Here is a 19,153-nt window from a genome sequence, read left to right as displayed (position 1 = left end):
AATCTCTCTCTTTTATGTTTGGATAGTACGAATATAATTTCTAATTTCAGCACGAATAGCCCTCCTTCTTTGATTTTTCAAAAAAGGAGAGCATGTAATTTTATATTGCATGAAGCAGCTGATCTACCGTGCATGGTGTTTCACTATTTTTACGGTAATAAGCTTCTAAGGAATGAAGAAAATCGATTAAATTAAAGTCTTTAGGAACTTCAATTACGCGGATTTTTTCCTTAGGCAATCTATCTATTTTTTCAATGAACAGTTCGCGAATATCACTTGGAATATGATGTTCTTTATGGCCATGAGATTTTAATAATTCACGAACTTTAATTTCTAATGCAATATATGCGTTAACATTTACTCCTTGCTCAAAAGCATACTTCCTAAATAGTGTTTCTTCTTGATACTGCATATAATTACGATGGTATGCTTCTTCAGTCACAGGAACCGCATATGTAGCATGAAGAAGGTCGTGCGCTTTACAGAATAACTTCTTAACATTTTGTAATGAATATATAGCGAAGTGAGTACCAAATTTAAATACCGCATCTTCTTGTTTCTCTCTCGGCACATTATGTGTAATCAGAGAATAAATACCTGTTTTAGCAGCCGTATCTAATACGCGATATTGAGAAGACTGCTTTAATAATTTGCTTAGTGTATAAACAAGATTTTTAGGGAAACCCTCTTGTCTATCAATCATTTCACGTAATCCACGAATCACTTGGCGGATTTGACGATGACAGGAATGTTTTAAGACATTTACAAATTGGTTTATATCTTTTGTAAATTCTGCAATATTCATTTCAACTAATGATTCTTCAATGAACTTAGCTTTACGTTTATATGTAAGTCTTGGTGTAAATGGATCGCGATACTCTTCCCCTACTTCCTTATTACACAGGAAATCAGGGTGTACAGATAAATGCAGTGTTGTATACTGCTTTTTATTCTTTTTCCCTTTTTCTAATTTGCAAATTTTAAACAAAGAAGATCCAGTAGCAGTAGATTTAGTTGTTAATTCAGCCATTACAGAACGTATCTGATGTGGGTATTTCTTATGTAAGAAGCGATACATACCGCCAAAATGAGTCTGTTGCCCTTGTTCATCAAATTTGTATAGTGAACGTTTCAAAGTAGTTTCTCGTTTTTGCTGCATTGCGATATCAATAAATAGCTTTTTAGCAGCAATGGATAAATCGAAGAACTCTTTTGTAAATACAATTGGGCTGATAAACGTGTAAGGATTCGCTTTATTCGTTTCCTTGTTCATAAAATCAGTTAATGTAATTTTATATTTACCACTGTACTCATTCTCAATTTCAATGATGTTGTGTAAGCTAAGCTTTTTCAACGCAACATAGAATTGTGAATGATGAATATGTGAAAATGCTTCTTTATAGTTTTTGTAGTCCTCCCAAAGCATGTGAATGGAAACATGAGAAAGTTCACCATAGGTATTACATTTTTTATGTAGAAATAGAAATACTTCTAGATCTGCATTAGTAATACCATATAGCTTATGCTTTCTACCATTTGCTTTAGTGAAGAGATTTTTCATTTGAAGTGAAAAAGATGGTTTGGCTTTTTCAACAAACCCTTCTTCATCTACAATTCGTTCCTCGTAAGACATTGAATTTACGATATCTTCTAGATATGTATCTTTAAAGCTATAGTATTTGCCTTCTAAAGCTTCCACTAATTTTTGCCATGCTTTAATTGTTACTAATACTGGAGTTGTTGTTTCACCATTTAAACTACGTTTGTTCTTTATAACGAAAGGTTTAGCCATCTTTTTCACCTCCTCTTATTATGAGTTTCAGTTTTTACCTAAATAGGATATAAAAATTCAATTTTGATTATATCAAATCGAATCTTGGTGAAATGTGTCTCTTTAAGAGGAAAATCAAAAATGTGAAACGCCGCCTTAGCCTTAGAGGCACAAGGGATTCAACGTTTCACAAAAAAAATCTTTTGGCCACCATAAAGCTATAAGGTATTTTGAATATGAAACGTATCTGAAATTAATGAAACAGCACCTAAACCTTGATATAATAGGTTTTTTAGTGCTTTTGGTTAAAAGTTGTTGCCACCATATAGCTATAACGTTTCATGTTTTGAAATGACTAAATAATGTGTAGAATTCATTCATAAATGTTGTTGTATAGCGTTTTCATGTTAATTTACGTCAAGGGACTATTGCCATCATATAGCTATATACGTTTCATGTTTTTTTTAGATTGTTGCCATCATAAAGCTATGCCGTTTCATGTTTGAAATCAATGTTTCATTGCGCTTGAAATGTACCTAAACCCTTGTTACATATGGATTCATAGGTTTTTTTTAAAAAAAGTTGTTGCCATCATATAGCTATAGCATTTCATTGGAATTTTTTAGTTTTTTTGAAGAATGGCTTTATACCAATGTTTAGCACTAATTTAAATAAAAAATATTTTTTTTATATGAACAGATTTTAGTGCGTTTATGTTTCAGATTTAAAGAGTTGTTGCCACCATATAGCTATAACGTTTCAAGTTCTAAGGAGTACTTGCCACAATGTAGCTATGATGTTTCATAAAAGTAAAGATATTCGTGCTCATATATGGAATAACGTTAATTCTTGTTAAATGAAATCCAAAAATTCATTGGTATTTCTTGTTCAGAATATACTTGCCATCATAAAGCTAAAGCATTTTAAGTTTTCAATAGTAACTGCCACAATGCAGCTATGGTGTTTCATAAAAGTAAAGGTATTCGTGCTGATATATGGAATAGCGTTAATTCTTGTTAAATGAAATTAAAAAATTCATTGGTATTTCTTGTTCAGAATATACTTGCCATCATAAAGCTAAAGCGTTTCAAGTTTTCAATAGTAACTGCCACAATGCAGCTATAATGTTTCATAAAAGTAGAGGTATCTGTGTCGAAGTATGAAATAACGTTAATGCTTGTGAAGTGGAAATCAACAGTTTATTGGTATTTTTTGTTTCGAATATACTTGCCACTATAAAGCTAAAACGTTTCAAGTTCTAAGGAGTACTTGCCACAATGTAGCTATGACGTTTCATAAAAGTAAGGGTATTTGTATCATTGTATAGAATGATGCGAATAATTTTTTAGATGAAACCAGCAAATCATCGATGTTTCTTGGTAAGAAAGTAATTGTTATCATAACGCTATAATGTTTTATTTCATTTGTAAGAAAAGGGACAATTACGTTTCACTTTAAAAGTATGATTTACACAATTTAATACCAAATGGGTTTCCCGCATGGAGATTGTAGTGTAAAGTAGTAATTTTACAAATAAGTACAGTCTTATATAATACAAGTACAAGAATGTTTACTTGATAGGACAAATACTGTTCGATAAATCATTTCTCGATATAGATTATTCTGATAACGTTTCAACTTATATGCTATGTTGCCACCATATAGCTATAACGTCTCAAGTTCTATAATTTATAATTCTAATTGGTGGGAACTTAGTAAGGAGGTTTTTGAATATGGAGAAAGTATTAGTGTTGTTTAGCGATGCCCTTTTACTTGCTGCACCAATGTATGAAAAGAACACGCAGCTATGGGAAAAGTGGAATAGATATTATGAGGAAGTACAGGGAAATCATGACAAAGTAGTAACTTCAGCTAATATATCCCCTTCATTTTCAGCTCTTGTCTCTTGGTTAGGCCAGAAACAAGAACAAGGGATTTCATTATTGCATATATACGCAAATCTAGATAAATATAAAATTGAGATTCGAAATGTACTCGATAAAATAATAGAGCAAGAATTTGGAGGTACGTCTGAAGAAGTTGAAACGTCTATAATATCTAATACAACCGATGAAAAGTTAAAAGAGCATTCAATTGATCTACAAGAGGATTACTATCCTGTAAGTAATGATGCGGTATATTATCAACTACGAGATGGTATAGCCAAGAATCACTTTGAAGAAGATGAAGTAGGAGCAGTATCTGTTTTACCATTAGAAACTAAAAATACAAGCGGAGTTGCTCAGCTATCATCACACAAGGATGAAGATTTAAGGCTAGTAAACACCAATGAAGCAGAAAGATGGTCAATACTAGTCGATGGTGTTATTAGTAACATGGATGATCTTACCGCAGACTGTTTAGATACAATTACAATACAGTGGTTGAATCAAGCGAAATCTCCAGATGATTTTATTGATTTCAGCTATGAAAATGTACTAGATATGTGTAATATTCCAAAAGCATCAGCAAATGGTATAGAGTATTATCGTGCAGAAGATAAAATTAAAATTGCACAACGTATAGCTGCTTTGGCGAGTATCTTTATTTATTTAAATGACGATAATGAAGTCGTGGTTTTAAATGATCGTGCAGAAACTGGTGAGCAATTTGAAATGAAACGTGAAATAATTAAAAGACTTTTCGTTTTAGATTCTGTAGTTCTTTGGAGAGATAAAAATACCAATGATTACGTAGGTATTGAATCTTGTAGAATAAAGCCAGGTAGCTTTTTGTCGATGTATTTATACGGATCTAGTAGCACAACAGCGTTATTATCTAAAAAAGCATTGGAGTATAATAGTTATCGACACAAATTCCACAAGCGACTAATTCGCTATTTATCTTGGCAATGGAGAATTCGACAACAGTACAGTAATTTAAAAAGACCATATTCAATTGATGGAGAAAAAGGACTATTGTCTGTTATGGGGATTAATATAGCTAAGGGACGCCCCCACCGTATTCGTGAGCAATTAGAAAATGTATTAATAGATTTAGAAAAAGAAAAAGTTATTTCACATTGGGAGTACGCTGAGGAAATTGATGAATCAAGAATTGGAGAACGGAACTGGTTTAAGAATTATTACTCAAAATTAGGAATCATCATTTTACCACCAAAAGAGTTAATGGATAATATCGGGAGTTTGGCAAAGAAAAAGGTAATTGATACTCCGGATAAGAAAGAAAATAATGTGATTATAAATACGATAGCTCATAGTACAGTAAGTACTGAGGAGCTAATTAGAGAGAAAATTATGCACCAACATATGCATCAAAATAGAACAATGCGCGAAATAGCAGATGAGTTAGGCTTATCCCCTGCTACACTATCGAGATTCTGTAATAAGAAAATGAAACGGATTTCAAACAGTGTTAATGATAAGTTAACAAAATGGTATGAAAGACAAATGATAATCGAGTCTATGTAAGCAAAAGGAGGAAACCACTTTGAAAATGGTTTCCTCTTTTTTAATGAATCTTATTGACGGAAAATTCAAACACGTTATATAATTTTTGGTATTACCAATATCTTTAACATGTATTACCAAAAAATAAAGGAGACGATGGCTTGAAAGAAAAGGAACGCTCTTCAGATAAAATTGAGAATGAATTAATTAGATCCATATTGGCTGGTGGTTATTCTGTAGGAAGTACTTTACCGCCGGAAAGAGAGCTTGCGAAAGAATTTGGTGTTGGTCGCCCAACTATTCGGGAGGCGCTTCAACGTTTAGAAAGGAGTGGATGGATAACAGGAAGAAAAGGAATGCCAGCGATTATTAATGATTATTGGAGCAATGGGAATCTAACGACACTTATTAATATTGTTGAGAATCATCATACCATTACAGATGAATTTATTATGTATTTATTAGAATTTAGAAGTTCGTTGACTCCGACTTATATTCGTGATGCTGTTACGTTTAATCAACCTAAAGTGGTTGCTCTCCTTGCCAATCTTGAGCAGCTTGAAGATAGTGCAGAAAGCTATGCAGCATTTGATTGGTATTTGCAAAAAAGGTGTGCTGGGCTTGCTGCCAATCCGATCTTTCTACTCATTTTAAATAGCTTCGATTCCATTTATGTAGATATGGCGAAAAGATATTTTTCTGTAAAAGATCATCGTGGGTTGTCCTTCAACTATTATCACGACTTATTAAAAGCTGTATTAAAGGGAGATGCAATTGAAGCGGAAAGATTGTGTAAGACAACATTGGAGAAAAGCTTGGCTCTCTGGAAAGATAGAAAAAAATAAAGAAAGCTGGAGGCGTGATAAATGAAACTAAAATATTTTAAAGAATATTTTTCCTATCCTGATATTTTGATCATGAGCTGTCTTTTCCTCGCTAGTTTTGGATTTATGATTTTACATTTAACCTCTATCGGAATTTGGGGTGCTTTTATTTTGGGAATGATTATGTATTCCTTAGCTGAGTACGCTACTCACAGGTTTATTTTTCATCTAAAGCCACCAAAGAATGCATTCTTATTAAAAATGCTTAAGCGCCTACATTATGATCACCATACAAATCCGAATGAATTACATTTATTATTTTTACCCTTATGGTACAGTGTGCCAAACATTGCAATTTCAGGAGCGATTTTTTATTTTCTTTCATCCAGCTTTGTCATGACAAACGCATTTATTGCAGGTATTATGCTCTTTTTATTATTTTATGAGTGGAAGCATTATATCGCGCATCGCCCCCTTCAACCAATATCACCATGGGGGCGATGGATGAAAAAGGTTCATTTATGGCATCACTTCAAAAATGAAAATTACTGGTATGGTGTCACGAACCCAGCCTATGATTTTCTCATGGGCACCTTTAAAGACCAAAAGGATGTTGACCAAAGTAAAACTGCTAAAAACCTAGAAAAACGTGGTGACCAGAAAATAGAATTATAAAAAATAATCCATTGTCATCATCCTGGAAATGTCGAATGGATTTTGTAGCTTCGACATTTCTCAGGGAGTGACAGGCATTTTTTCCTATTGAATAGTAAGCATGATAATAGATTGCTTAAGGCTCGTTTTAAAGTTTTTCTTACCGAAAAATGCACCCGCTTTTTTCTCTATTTCTCTTAGCATTGCTTCATTTTTCACGAAGTGTTTTGCCGATGCTATCTACAATCTGTATCGCGTTTGCCCCAGTGATTTCTTTAGCGACTCATTCCAGAAGAATCTTCGTATCAAAAGAAAATTTTCGCGCAAAGCTATGGCACCTGAAAATATTATTGCGGAGAAACTCGGAATATTCAGGCGTGAAAGCACGACGAATACAGCCCCTCATCATCTCTTTCATCTAGATACCTTTTTAACCAAATGGTGCAACGAGTATTAAAGTATACATCCCTTTCTTTATCATCTTTCCCTTGTATAATTACAGAATTTGTTAAAAAAGAAGAGGTGAGACTAACAGTATGCTTTCTCCAATAAATAAATCAATATTTCTTTTACTGACTCCCATTCATCACTAATAATATTGTAAAATATATTGTCTTGAATGGTTCCGTCTGCCTTTACTCTATGTTTACGAAAAGTTCCCTCTTTTGTTGCTCCTATTCGTTCAACAGCTTTTTGAGAACGTATATTCTCTACGCTAACTGAAAATTGGATACGATTTACTTTTAACTCTTCAAACTAAAACTTAATAACCATTGCTAGATTCACAGGTTCCAATGTACAAAATTAATCCATTTAACATTTCTTCACTTTCTGATGTAGCCTGATTCACTTTCTACTTTGTCAGCAATCACCCCTTCCCCTTTCTTGCCAGAATATACAACAGGTCCAATTTCTTGAGCAGAACTAATCGTCATCTAATGTATCTATTGCTTTGTTAAGTTGGTAGCTTACAGTAATATGTATAATTCAATTAGTAAATCTATACTTACACAAAAATATAATAAATTTAGTTAAATTTATTAACATTGACTCTATATGTTAATTATAAAGATGGTGTACATATGAGATTAACAAGTGAATGTATGGAGCCTAACACTTGAGATATTGAACTTGCAATTATGTGAGTTAATAACTGAAAGGAGAACTTATAACATGACATTGACAGATCTCCTTTATCAATGGTTTTAAATAGAAGAAAAATCGTTAATAAATCTAGTTGAATACGAAGGTCTCTTTATTAAACTAAAATGTTCATATCAAACCATATGATATGAACAGAGCAATGATTTTTGTATGTTTTATACACACTGTACATATACACTTTATATATAGAACTTATATATAAGTTCTATATAAATGAAATATGTTAAATATGTTGATATGAAATTGATATAGTAGCCACAAAACCTTTATTTTAAAGGGTTTATATATACGGCTTATATATAAAGTTTATGAATAGAGCGTATGGATGCTTTGTGAAGTTTTTTAACATGAAATGTTTGTAATTTGATATTTTTTATAAAGGATTATTCAAAAGAATGTCAAATTAAATATTAAATATATAGTTTTATAGAAGGTATTGTTAATTATATGAAACCTGAAATTGATATATATTATATACAGCGTGCATGTACGCTGTATAAATTCGTGTTTATATATCAACATTTTAACTAACTTTAATACTTGTACGCTTTATATGTAAGTTCTATATATAATCACTTGATATACGTCTTATATTAATGTAATATATTCGTAGGAATAATTAACCAACGTTTTAAGGGGGAGGAAACTTGAACGAGGTATTGAGCGAAAAGTATAAAGTAATTAAATTTCCTGCTGAAGTTGTGAACATGTTTGCAGACATTCTTGAAGAGGACGAAATACTTTATAATGTATTTCATTACATAGGATCTGAGGTAAATAAACAATACCAAGAGACGAAATATATGAGAGGCATCTCAATAAATGAAATAGTAGGTAATGTTGTAATTGATAGGAGAGTTAAGAAATTAAAGGGAAAATCATACTCATTAGAGGTTGAACGAACCAATATATCAAGAAGATCAGCTGAAGTAAGTGTTAGTACATTATCTTCAATGTCATTAATAACTGAAAAAATTATGCACCCTTATAAATTTTTAATCTCAACAATTAGAGGGCAGCAGGTGTTAATTGAACTTGGAAAACGTAAAGAAACGAATAGATAAGAAAAAGGAGAGATAAAATAATGGCGAAGAACTTTCTTAAAAACGAAGTAGCAGTAAAAATGACAATGGTTGGTTTTGGTCAGGCTGGAACTAGAATGGTAGATAAATTTGCTGAATATAAGCATACGGATGGAACATCTGTGTACAACTGTCTTGCCCTAAATAGTAACGATGGTGATTTAGCCGAATTAAAAAATGTGCCTAAAAGTAACCAAGTATCACTAAAATTAGGCGGACTAGGGAAGAATCCAGAACGTGCTGTAAGAGTACTAGAATCGAATGATGAAGCGAAAGAAAAGTTAAAAGAATTCATCACAGAGCGTGTAAGACCAACAGATGAATTGGTACTATTTTTTGCTGGTTTAGGCGGTGGAACAGGTACTTCTACAATCATTAAAGCAATTGAAGAATTCTCGGCTTTTCATAATAAACCTATAATCGCTGAAGAACTTAAAAGTATGGCAATGAAAATTCCTAGAGAGGAATTAATAGCAAATCAACAAAAGTATGCAAAAATTGCATTCAACAATGCAATTGAACGTAAAGATTTTATTAAAATGGGTATTGTTGTAACACTGCCTGTAAGAGCTGATGGGCCTGATGTACTAAGACAAGTAAATAAATTCTCTCAAGAGATTTGGAAGTTAGCAAATGACCCAGCAAAAGGTGTTGCATTCGTTGTTTTCGCAGATAACCAACATTTCTATGATGAATTTAAGGGATTAAACGAAAATGAGAAAAAAGGTATTGCTAATTCACGAGACTATGCAAATCAGCGCATTGGTGAAATCATCCATGAATTAAATACAGCTTCTAATGGCGCAGGAACATCTGTTATTTTAGATTCACAGGACTTTAAACGTATTTTATTAGAGAAAACTGGTTGTCTAGTTATTAATAAAATTTCTCGCAATATGAATCAAATTGAAAATAGTAAAGAAATAGTAGATATGTTCTCAGAATCGTTGAAAGGAAGCTCTTTCCACCATCCTATAGAATTAGTGAAAAAGAACGATGATGGTGAGTTGGAGGCCTCTAAGGTGCATCATTTTGGAATGCTTGCAATTCTAGACGAACAAAAGAATATTGATGATTCATTTATGGATGATGCAAAAGTAGAAGTTACGAATACATTACCAATCAACGGTACGGTATTTAATGGGTATTTAATTAGTAAAAATGATTTTATGGGCAGTGTGTATACGTTCTATAAAACTGATGCATTACCGTCCCGTTTGTCTAAGGGGTTAGTTGAAGAATTCAATGAATTTAAAGAGAAGCAAAATCAAATTCAGTTTAAAAAATCCCAAATTAGTACAATTGAAATGCAAGATCAAGACGATGATTTCAGTATTAATTTCGGTGATTACATCGATATGGGAACAAGTAATGAGGAACCATCAGCAGATGCTGAGAATGATGAAGAATTAGCTGCATTTATGGATCCAGACAAAATGTTTGGTACATCAAAATAAAAAAAAGAGGCCTGGGATTATCCCGGGCCTCTTTTTTATTCGGATGTCATAATAGATTTCATATACTCTATCATATTTTCGTTTAAATAATTCTCTATAAATAGGTGTTTTTTTGCTAAATCTTCCTCTTTTTTAAACCAACCAACTTTTTTCATGCGCTCTTCCTCAGGTTTTTCATTCCAGAGTTTTTCAGCTTGTCTTCTTAATTCTTTACGAGCTCTATGTTCAATTATTATGTTATCCAGTCTTTCTTGTCTTTGACGTTCTTTCATAGCAATTGGATCTTCAGGCTGAGGTAACGCTTTTAATACATTTTCAAATTTCTCTTGAAATTGTATCTCGATGTTTTGTAAATGTGCTTGAACCTTTTGTTCCACCAATTTTTCGATTGTCTCAGCTGCGTCCTGAAAATCAAATTGAGATAATATTTCGTTAGAGTGGTTTTCAGGAGATACTGGCCTTAGTTCGAATTGATGCGGTAAAAGTTCAATTATGGCATCTAATGACCACTTTTCATCCCTTTTCTGCTTTATGAAAAGAGCTATATTTAAATCTAATGAATTATATAGCTTTTCATTTGTATTATTGGTTCTAAGAGTCCCATGCAACCCCTTCTCTTCTAACGTATTAAACCAATTATAAACAGTATTATGGTGTCTACCTACTAACTTAGAAAACTCTGTTATTCGCCAGGCCTTTTCAAAAGCGTCTTCGTGTAATGAGTTCTCATCATCTACCATGGTTTGTTCTGAGTGATTTTCCTGCTTAATCATAGTATTACCTCCTTAGCAGTATGTAATTTCGCTGATAAATGACATTAACATGAAATGTGAGATTGATATGTTAAGTGTTTTTCGACGGTACTAATAGGAATCCCTTTCTTATCTGAAATTAACATGAAAGATAAGATTAACATGTTATATTCAAAGTGTTAACAAGACATTAACAAATCGTTATCTATCTTCGCTAAATATTGATGTTTTGTTAACGGGGACTTGAAATGCATCAATGTTATATAGGATTAATGAGGTACCTTTGTCACCCATATCCTTATAAATGGTTGCTATGAGATTGACAGTTTTATTCACATAACATTAATGATAAGTAAATATAACCGATTTGTAAATAAATTATGAGGATATAGCATTAAACTTTCAAAAAAAAGGTATAAATATGATTAAAAGGGTCCATATTATTAATAATTGTAGTATGAGCCTTTTCCATAGATAACACCTGAGAATATATAACGGATACCTGTTTGACTATTAGAGTGTAGTATCTCTTTTTAACTGATTCCAAGACTAGTAAAGTAATATAGGTTCATATGAGCGTTAAATTCTAATGGCTAGTCGAGTTATTGGCTATTAGTAGTTTGAAACACTACAAGGTCCCATTCGCTTTGTTGTTGAATAGCTGTAATGCTTAATTTCTAAGTGTTTGCGATAAAGAAAAAAGTTTTTATAGAAGGATCTATTCAGTCTCTAATTATAAGCAATAAAGACTGATGTGAATCTTGGTTTATTAACGCTTTTATTAATAAGGACATATGCCTATTGATGTTTTGTCGATGTCTTGTTATCACAATAATCAAGAATAGTTGATATGAGATTAACAATATTATCGTTCAGGGGATTAACATGTTAATGTTAATTGATATGTTAATCTCATTAATGATGAGTATTTTGATCCAATTATGCACAATGTCAATCTCATGTTAATACTTACAGAAAGGATTTCTGCATTTGAAATAATGATCCTTTAATTATTCGCCCAAGAATAGATTTGAGACCTCTAAGCCGTATATTACAAAGTAATTTTGCTCATATTAATATTATTTTATTGATTGAATTAACTATAATGAGAGCTGCTTTGTTTGATAGTCTGTATTTCTTAGTGATTTTTCTACTTGAAACTTCTAGTAGTTTATAAAGCGCAATTCTTAACTAGTGTGGATTTTCGTATTTCAATTTTCGGCCTAATAAAACCATGGTTTTATAGATGTTTTGTTAATGTCTTGTTTTCATTATTGCTAAGTATAGCTAACATGAGATTAACATTCTTATTTATTGTTAGCTAACATGTTAATACCTATTGATATGTTAGTCTCATTCCTGTTATGTATTTTGATCCAGCTTCACGAAATGTCAATCTCATATCAATACTCTGCAGGAAGAATATCTTTGTAAGAAGTATTAAATCTTTAATTGTATATCTGATAGTGGATTGAGAATCTCTAAGTTACATGTTACAAAAAACAATTTACGCTAAATATATTACTTTATTAAAATATAGAGAAATATCCTTTGTATTTTAATAGGGAATCATTGTATTTATTGATGTTTTTAACCTCTATAAATTATATATTTCAATTCTTGTTCTAATAAACTTATGGTTTATCCATGTAGTATTAGTTTCTTATTAACTTTATTATCAAGGGGAGTTGACATGAAGTTAACATTTTTATTCTTTCGAAGGTTAACATGTTAATGTCTGTTGATATGTCAATCTCAGTTTCGGTCTGCATTTTGATACTTTTTTTGAAATGTTAACCTCATGTCGACATCCTTTAAGAAGAATATCTTTGTAAGAAGTACTAATTCTTCAATATTTATACCGATTGTACAACTTTTTAGAGTAACAGTATCAGTATGTCCAAGATTTAGAGATTACTTACATGCATTTTAAATTTTATGCATCTGAACTGTTTATACTATTTGTAGGATTTTCCGCTTTTTTGTCGAATATACTTAATGCAAGGAGGGACATTACATGATTATTAAAGACTATTTCATCAATCTTTCTATTTTTTCTTTACTTGTTAGCGCAGCAATATTTGTTCAAGTGTTTACGAGTCATTCCAGGCGATATTTTGAAAAATTCTATGGGGGGATCATCGCAGTTACTTTGATGTTCTTTTCTTTTCCGTACATGGGATTTTCCTACGATCTTCGAGTTGTTCCTCTTATTCTATCTTATATTTACTTTGGTCGCATTGCTGGTTGGATTACGTTAATTAGCATTATTATAATGCGTATCTTTTACATTGGTGGGTATTGGGAACCACCTGTGATTGCTTATTTAGGTATGGGTATCCTATTTACTGTTTTTAAAACATATTTTAAAAACCTTAATCCATTTAAAAGTGCATCTTTATATTTTTCTGTTTTTGTGGGAATAAAGTGGTTAGTTGGTGTATTCTTTAATACTACATTGCTTTACACTCAAGGCTTATTATATATTGCTTTAGGACTTTTAATTGGGCTATTTCTTATGGAAGCTTACCAGAGATTATATTATTTAACACAGGACTTAACTAAAATGAATCGAAAATTAAAAAAATCGAAGCAAGAACTCACAGATACCGTACACGAGCTTCAAGGGGGGATCTTTAAATTTAAAAAAGTGGGTAAGCACTTTATACACACTTTATGTGATGGACAGTTTTATTATCAAAACGGATTTTATTCTGAACAAGTGGTAGGGAAAAGCTTACGCACTATTGATGCTTCTATTGTTCCTCCACATTTAGTTCCACAATTGATGAAGTATTATCTTCAAGCATGGGAAGGGAAAGAAATTATATTTGAATTAGCCTGGCCAAATGATAAAACTATTATTCTTATTGCGCTTAGGCCGATTAAACGAAATGGACAAGTTATTGAAGTTGTTGGTTCTACAGTCGATATAACCGAAAGGAAAAAGGTAGAATCAGAATTAAGAGCAACCAAAGAATTACTGGAATCATTTATAAAGCATAATGTAGACGCTATTACCATATCTGATCGAGAAGGACATATTTTACAAGCTAATAAAGCTTATGAAAAGATATTTGGGTGGTCATCACACGAAATCATAGGTAAGAGATTACCTTGTGTACCAGACTTCTTAATGGACGAATCGCTTAAAAATATTCGGAAAATTCTAACAAGAGAATCCGTAGTTACTCGATTAGAAACTGTTAGACAACGTAACGATGGAAGCCTTCTTGATGTCAGTCTCACAGTTTCTCCTATTCTAGATGTAAGAGGAAATGTGATAGCTTTATCAGCAATATGTAGAGACATCTCTGAAAGAAAACAAGCAGAAAGAGAACGGCATCGATTACACCAACAATTAAGTGATAGTGAAATGAAGTACCGTGCACTAATCGAACAAGCAACTGACGCAGTATATGTAGTAGAGCTAAATGAAGATCAGGTTCCAAGTCGATTTATTGAGGTAAACCCTGTTGGGTGTAAAAGATTTGGATATAGTAGAGAAGAGCTGCTATCGTTGCCATTTCCAAATGCTGTACCACAAGATTCTCCAATGATTATAAAGCTGTTAGAAAAAATTAGAGAAGGACAGACTTCTTTCACTTTGCAAGATGAATATGTTTTTCCAACAGGAAAAATAATAACAACTGAGTTTAGTGTCCGTGTTTTTAACTTGAATGGTAAAAAAGTTTTCCTAAGTATCTCTCGTGATATCACTGAACGGTTAAAAACAGAAGAATTACTACGAAAATCTGAAAAACTCGCTGTCGTAGGACAATTAGCGACTGCAATGGCTCATGAAATTAATAATCCATTAACCGCAATGAAAGGGTTTATGCAATTACTAAAATCAACGGAAAATGAGAATAATCAGGGTTATATAGATATAGTATCATCAGAGATTGAGCGTATAGAAAGTATTACAACTGAATTTATGGCGGTAGCTAAACCACAGGTGGTAAAGATACAACCGAATGATATTAGTGTGCTAATGGATCAAGTTTTAATGCTACTGCAACCTCAAGTAATGATGAATAATATACAAATTCGAATCGATTTTACACCGGATATTCCATTGATTCCATGTGAAGGAAATCAATTAAAACAAGTATTTGTAAATATTTTAAAAAATGCAATGGAATCCATGCCAACGGGAGGGGAAATTCTGATTCAAATTGATAAACTTGAAAATGATCAAATAAGCATTCGTTTTATCGATCAAGGGTGCGGGATTCCAAAAGAACGTATACCATATCTCGGAGAACCTTTTTATAGTATTAAGGAAGAGGGGATTGGCTTAGGATTAATGATCTGTTATAAAATTATCGAAACACATCAAGGAAAGGTATTTATTGAGAGTGAAGTGAATAAGGGAACTATAGTTGAAGTCACGCTTCCTATTTGTACATTTTAAAATTAATAGATTCTTTTACTGAAATTTCATAAGAAACCATAGAATGGAATTGTGAATAAAAATGAGTAATGAGCAACAAAAGAGTTCTGCTACGGTAAACACTTTAGAAGATTATCGAGTTAAGGACATAGCTAAAAACTAAATTTATTTTTAGTGAGCAGTTAGCTTTGGCTAGCTGCTTTTTTGTATATAGTGTAATCGATTGTTCATTTTACTGCTTTTTTGATGTTTTATATACAGATTATATAGCCTTACTAAGCTCTGTAAGTGTTTTGTAATATTTACGAGAGACTTTTTTAACAGTTATGAGAGAGAAATGAAAGATTTGTTATATATGATGAAATTAATCTTACTAGTAGGTGTTCTAACTCAATTAGAAACCAAGGAGGAAAAATAACAATGAAAAAATTGAAGCCAGCACTTAGTGTATTAGGTAGTGTATCGATGGCACTGACTTTAGCATCTCCTGCTTTAGCAGATGTGAAACAACCGAATCCAGGAAGTACAGTTGAAATATTCAAAGAGAATACAAATGCAAAAAAGGAAGATAAGAATTTCACGCTCGGATCTGATGGGGAAATAGGTTCGCTCATTACACAAAACATTGAAATGGCAAACAACGATTGGGACAAAGATGGTATTTCTAACGACTTAGAGATTAATGGATATAAAATTGAATTCAATTCACAAACTGGAAAAAATGAAGCGAAAGCATGGGATCCCGAGAAGGATAAAGGGAAACCAAAATTTATATCGAATCCTATGAATGCAAATACGGATGGTGATCCGTTTACTGATATGTATGAGGTTGAGAATTATAATAATGATTCTGATACTAATTTCAATCCGATAGTTGCCAATATGCCAAATTTACAAATTGGTGTCAAAAGAATTGAAGTAATTCCTATTGCAACCATTACGGATAATAATGGCGGATCTGTTAGCAGAGGATGGGAAAAAAGCGTATCTACACAACATTCATTTAATGTAGGTCTAAGTGGCTCAGGTGGTGTAGAAGGCTCAGCAGCCGGTCCTGTTCCTTCCGGAAGTGTTTCAGCAAACGTGGGATACGGATATTCAAAAACAACTACTGAAACGGAGAGTTATACAAATAATTTTGATTGGTCTACCGCAACAACTGTGGATACAGCGAACGCAGCAAAATTACGGGTACATTTGGAATATAAGAATGTAGGCACAGCATCCGCTGAAAATGTTTCGCCTCATTTTAATATTCGTTTAGGAAACAAAATTATTAATACTGTAAAGGCAACACAAGATCGTTATAAGGCAAACTATTTAAGTACAGAAAAAGGTGGACGGAATAAAACAGAAGTAGTAATTGATAGTTTAGAGGGACAAGCAGATGCGAATATTGTCTTATCATTGGATGAATTGAAAGCTGTTGAACAAGGGGAACTTCTTGCGATTGAAGTTTTACCTACAAGTACAATGGATTTATCCATCGAAAAAGGTGAAGAAGTTATGCATTTGGGAGATTCAGGGAGATATGAATCTAGAGTAAATGCAGCTACAGAACAATTAGAAACAGATATAGGGAATATACCAAAGTTTAGGATATATAGTCCTAAAGACAAATCTCTTGCTGATAAGCCAGCCTTATCCTATAACGAAGTTTTTCAACATATTAATATAGATACGAATAAAGTAAAGCATATTGTAAACAAGGCTAAAAGTAATAATCAAGTATCAGTGGTTTCAGATAATAATGGAACTGATGCATTGAACGCTTTAAAAGCGGGGCAGGGCGATCGCAGTTATTTACATAAAGACTCTGTACACGGTGCTTTTGCAAAACTACAGCAACCAACATTAGTAGAAAGTAGTTATGATCCTGTTACGCAAAAGATTCGGGCATCAATCTTACCTGGTTTATTTGGGGTGAGCAACGAGATCTCTACTACTTATAGGACAAAATGGAGTGGTCCCTCAAAAACAGTAACACTAGTTAAACGTGAGAATGGATATACATATGAGTCTAGAGAAAATATACACCCTATTAAATCTGAAATTGCAGCGCACAGAGAAGTTACATTTGAAATTAATGACGCACACAATCTAACACCTACACAAAAGATTGATGCAGAGATTAAAGCTAATAAAGAATTCGAAGATTATGTAGTAGATAATTCAGGTGAATTTGTTACAGAAGGAGTTCCTTATACTGTAGCTTCATATGGAAATACAGCTTATTGGGGAAGTCATCACGCCGGGAATAAATGGGAGTATCTTTGGGCTGAGAAATCTAGCGATGAAAAAGTGAATGTAATTATTGAAAGAGTAGGTCAACCTAAACCTGGAAAACCAATTAAAAAGGATGAAGAGGTATTAATTAAATTCCAAAGTCCTATTTATTCAGATTATGCATATTTAAAACTTCAAGATAGTTATATCCATTTAGATCAAAAACAGAACGCAAGTACTTTTAAATTTAATCATGCATATCCAAAGAACTTCACTGGACACCATAAGCAATGGAACATACTATCTAATGGTAACAAGTTAAAGGTGGGATATTTAATCGATTATATGAAATATGGTAATGGAGAGAATGGAACTGATACTATAGCATGGAATCTATCAAGAGCTCAGTAATAGGTAACAGTTCTGTTGCTAAGTTTGAAAAAAGAACCGGTAATGAACTGAATCTGAAAAATTAGATGCAAAAATTTAGGCTACTAATAGGGAATGAGTTCGATATTGAATCGAATGTAGGCTTGGAATAAAGTCTGATTAAATTAACTTAATAAACCTTGATAAAAGAGCAAATAAAAAAGCGTGTTTTGAAAAAGATTGATCAAAACACGCTTTTTCTAAACTCAATTGAATCATCCTTTTATAAAAAAGTTTAATAATATTTGTGGTCTTTCCTCCATTAAAGCACTCGATTGTTGAATAATTCTACTTTTATCTAAGATTCTGGTCAAACATCCTACAAATAATCCAGGCTATTAAAAATCAGGATGAGTCCAACTATACACATAATCCACGAAAGAGCTGATCCTGTATTATTAGCAATTTTCAATCGAAGCTTCTCAAGAGGTGTTTGCATCCACCGCCCAAACAGTAGATAGAAGAGAAGTAGCGCGAGGGAAGGCAACACCATGATAAAGTTGTATCCCGCTAAAATAGAAGACCACTCCACCCACGATAGATTAGAAGTAGTCATTATGCCAATTGCTCCAAAATAAGGGAATGCAGCACCTAGTTCAATTAATGTAGTAGTGAATCCTAGAGCAACCATTGAAAGAATGCTTTTTGATTTTGGTGCAAGTAGGTCTGAACTTTTCTTTGTTGGAACATAAAAACTTGCTATGAACAATATCAGCCCAATAATAAAGAACGTCCAGCTTACGATTCGATTTTGAAATATACCAGAAATAATCTCAAGCAAGAAATCTAATCCTAACATAAGTGAAACTCCAACAGCAAAATACAATCCTGCTATCGTCAATAAATAAACTAATAAACGTTTGGTAAGTCTCTCTTTATCGGTTAGAAGCAAATAAACTGTTACCCCTAATATGGTAGGGCTTAGCATGTCCAATAGGGCCAATCCCCCTATTAGGAGAAGTAGCTCTGTACTCACCATTCTCCCCCC

The 19,153-nt window shown here is 32.6% G+C and carries 10 protein-coding genes and 1 pseudogene; 7 read left to right on the top strand and 4 right to left on the bottom strand.

The features are described from left to right. Window positions 1-100: 100 nt before the first annotated feature. Window positions 101-1,792 (bottom strand): hypothetical protein, encoded by a 1,692-nt coding sequence (locus tag QCI75_RS28950; RefSeq protein WP_353761964.1) that lies wholly within the window; start codon window positions 1,790-1,792, stop codon window positions 101-103. A gap of 1,712 nt (window positions 1,793-3,504) precedes the next feature. Between QCI75_RS28950 and QCI75_RS28945 the strand changes: the two genes are divergently transcribed. The 3 genes from QCI75_RS28945 (at window position 3,505) to QCI75_RS28935 (ending at window position 6,680) form a co-directional block, all read left to right on the top strand. Beyond that, the gene (locus QCI75_RS28945) at window positions 3,505-5,202 is read left to right on the top strand and encodes an XRE family transcriptional regulator (RefSeq protein ID WP_353761963.1); all 1,698 of its coding nucleotides are present in this window, start codon (window positions 3,505-3,507) and stop codon (window positions 5,200-5,202) included. Between the two features lie 140 nt (window positions 5,203-5,342). Further along, window positions 5,343-6,026, top strand: coding sequence for a GntR family transcriptional regulator (locus QCI75_RS28940; RefSeq protein WP_353761962.1), 684 nt, complete (start codon window positions 5,343-5,345; stop codon window positions 6,024-6,026). Window positions 6,027-6,047: 21 nt separating this feature from the next. Continuing rightward, complete coding sequence (locus tag QCI75_RS28935) at window positions 6,048-6,680, top strand: sterol desaturase family protein (RefSeq protein ID WP_353761961.1); 633 nt, start codon at window positions 6,048-6,050, stop codon at window positions 6,678-6,680. A 380-nt stretch (window positions 6,681-7,060) separates the two neighbouring features. On the opposite strand, the pseudogene QCI75_RS28930 reads toward QCI75_RS28935, so the two are convergent. Continuing rightward, window positions 7,061-7,177, bottom strand: a pseudogene (locus QCI75_RS28930) (integrase); the annotation flags it as partial. 1,293 nt (window positions 7,178-8,470) lie between these two features. On the opposite strand from QCI75_RS28930, the gene QCI75_RS28925 reads away from it, so the two are divergent. Continuing rightward, window positions 8,471-8,887 carry a hypothetical protein gene (locus QCI75_RS28925; RefSeq protein WP_002144332.1) on the top strand — a complete coding sequence of 139 codons (417 nt, stop codon included), beginning with the start codon at window positions 8,471-8,473 and terminating at the stop codon, window positions 8,885-8,887. Window positions 8,888-8,907: 20 nt separating this feature from the next. Next, on the top strand, window positions 8,908-10,362 hold the full coding sequence (locus QCI75_RS28920) for an FtsZ/tubulin family protein (RefSeq protein WP_353761960.1): 1,455 nt from the start codon (window positions 8,908-8,910) through the stop codon (window positions 10,360-10,362). Window positions 10,363-10,397: 35 nt separating this feature from the next. On the opposite strand, the gene QCI75_RS28915 is transcribed toward QCI75_RS28920, so the two are convergent. Further along, a complete protein-coding gene (locus QCI75_RS28915; protein WP_002150985.1) occupies window positions 10,398-11,135 on the bottom strand; it encodes a terminase gpP N-terminus-related DNA-binding protein in 738 nt (245 codons plus the stop codon). A 1,996-nt stretch (window positions 11,136-13,131) separates the two neighbouring features. Between QCI75_RS28915 and QCI75_RS28910 the strand changes: the two genes are divergently transcribed. Both QCI75_RS28910 and QCI75_RS28905 read left to right on the top strand, forming a co-directional pair. After that, window positions 13,132-15,531, top strand: coding sequence for a PAS domain S-box protein (locus QCI75_RS28910; protein WP_353761959.1), 2,400 nt, complete (start codon window positions 13,132-13,134; stop codon window positions 15,529-15,531). A 399-nt stretch (window positions 15,532-15,930) separates the two neighbouring features. Continuing rightward, the gene (locus tag QCI75_RS28905; RefSeq protein ID WP_353761958.1) at window positions 15,931-18,147 is read left to right on the top strand and encodes a binary toxin-like calcium binding domain-containing protein; all 2,217 of its coding nucleotides are present in this window, start codon (window positions 15,931-15,933) and stop codon (window positions 18,145-18,147) included. A gap of 337 nt (window positions 18,148-18,484) precedes the next feature. Here the strand turns inward: QCI75_RS28905 and QCI75_RS28900 are convergent, their stop codons facing one another. Next, complete coding sequence (locus tag QCI75_RS28900; RefSeq protein WP_353761957.1) at window positions 18,485-19,144, bottom strand: GAP family protein; 660 nt, start codon at window positions 19,142-19,144, stop codon at window positions 18,485-18,487. Between the last annotated feature and the right edge of the window lie 9 nt (window positions 19,145-19,153).

Source organism: Bacillus cereus group sp. RP43 (genome assembly GCF_040459645.1).
Lineage (GTDB): Bacteria > Bacillota > Bacilli > Bacillales > Bacillaceae_G > Bacillus_A > Bacillus_A mycoides_C.
This window is presented reverse-complemented; position numbering and strand designations above follow the sequence as displayed.

Excerpts from the sequence above, each read along its gene's own strand:
- QCI75_RS28935 (WP_353761961.1), top strand. The coding sequence starts at position 6,048 with ATGAAACTAAAATATTTTAAAGAATATTTTTCCTATCCTGATATTTTG.
- QCI75_RS28920 (WP_353761960.1), top strand. The coding sequence starts at position 8,908 with ATGGCGAAGAACTTTCTTAAAAACGAAGTAGCAGTAAAAATGACAATG.
- QCI75_RS28910 (WP_353761959.1), top strand. The coding sequence starts at position 13,132 with ATGATTATTAAAGACTATTTCATCAATCTTTCTATTTTTTCTTTACTT.
- QCI75_RS28905 (WP_353761958.1), top strand. The coding sequence starts at position 15,931 with ATGAAAAAATTGAAGCCAGCACTTAGTGTATTAGGTAGTGTATCGATG.
- QCI75_RS28915 (WP_002150985.1), bottom strand. The coding sequence starts at position 11,135 with ATGATTAAGCAGGAAAATCACTCAGAACAAACCATGGTAGATGATGAG.
- QCI75_RS28950 (WP_353761964.1), bottom strand. The coding sequence starts at position 1,792 with ATGGCTAAACCTTTCGTTATAAAGAACAAACGTAGTTTAAATGGTGAA.
- QCI75_RS28945 (WP_353761963.1), top strand. The coding sequence starts at position 3,505 with ATGGAGAAAGTATTAGTGTTGTTTAGCGATGCCCTTTTACTTGCTGCA.
- QCI75_RS28900 (WP_353761957.1), bottom strand. The coding sequence starts at position 19,144 with ATGGTGAGTACAGAGCTACTTCTCCTAATAGGGGGATTGGCCCTATTG.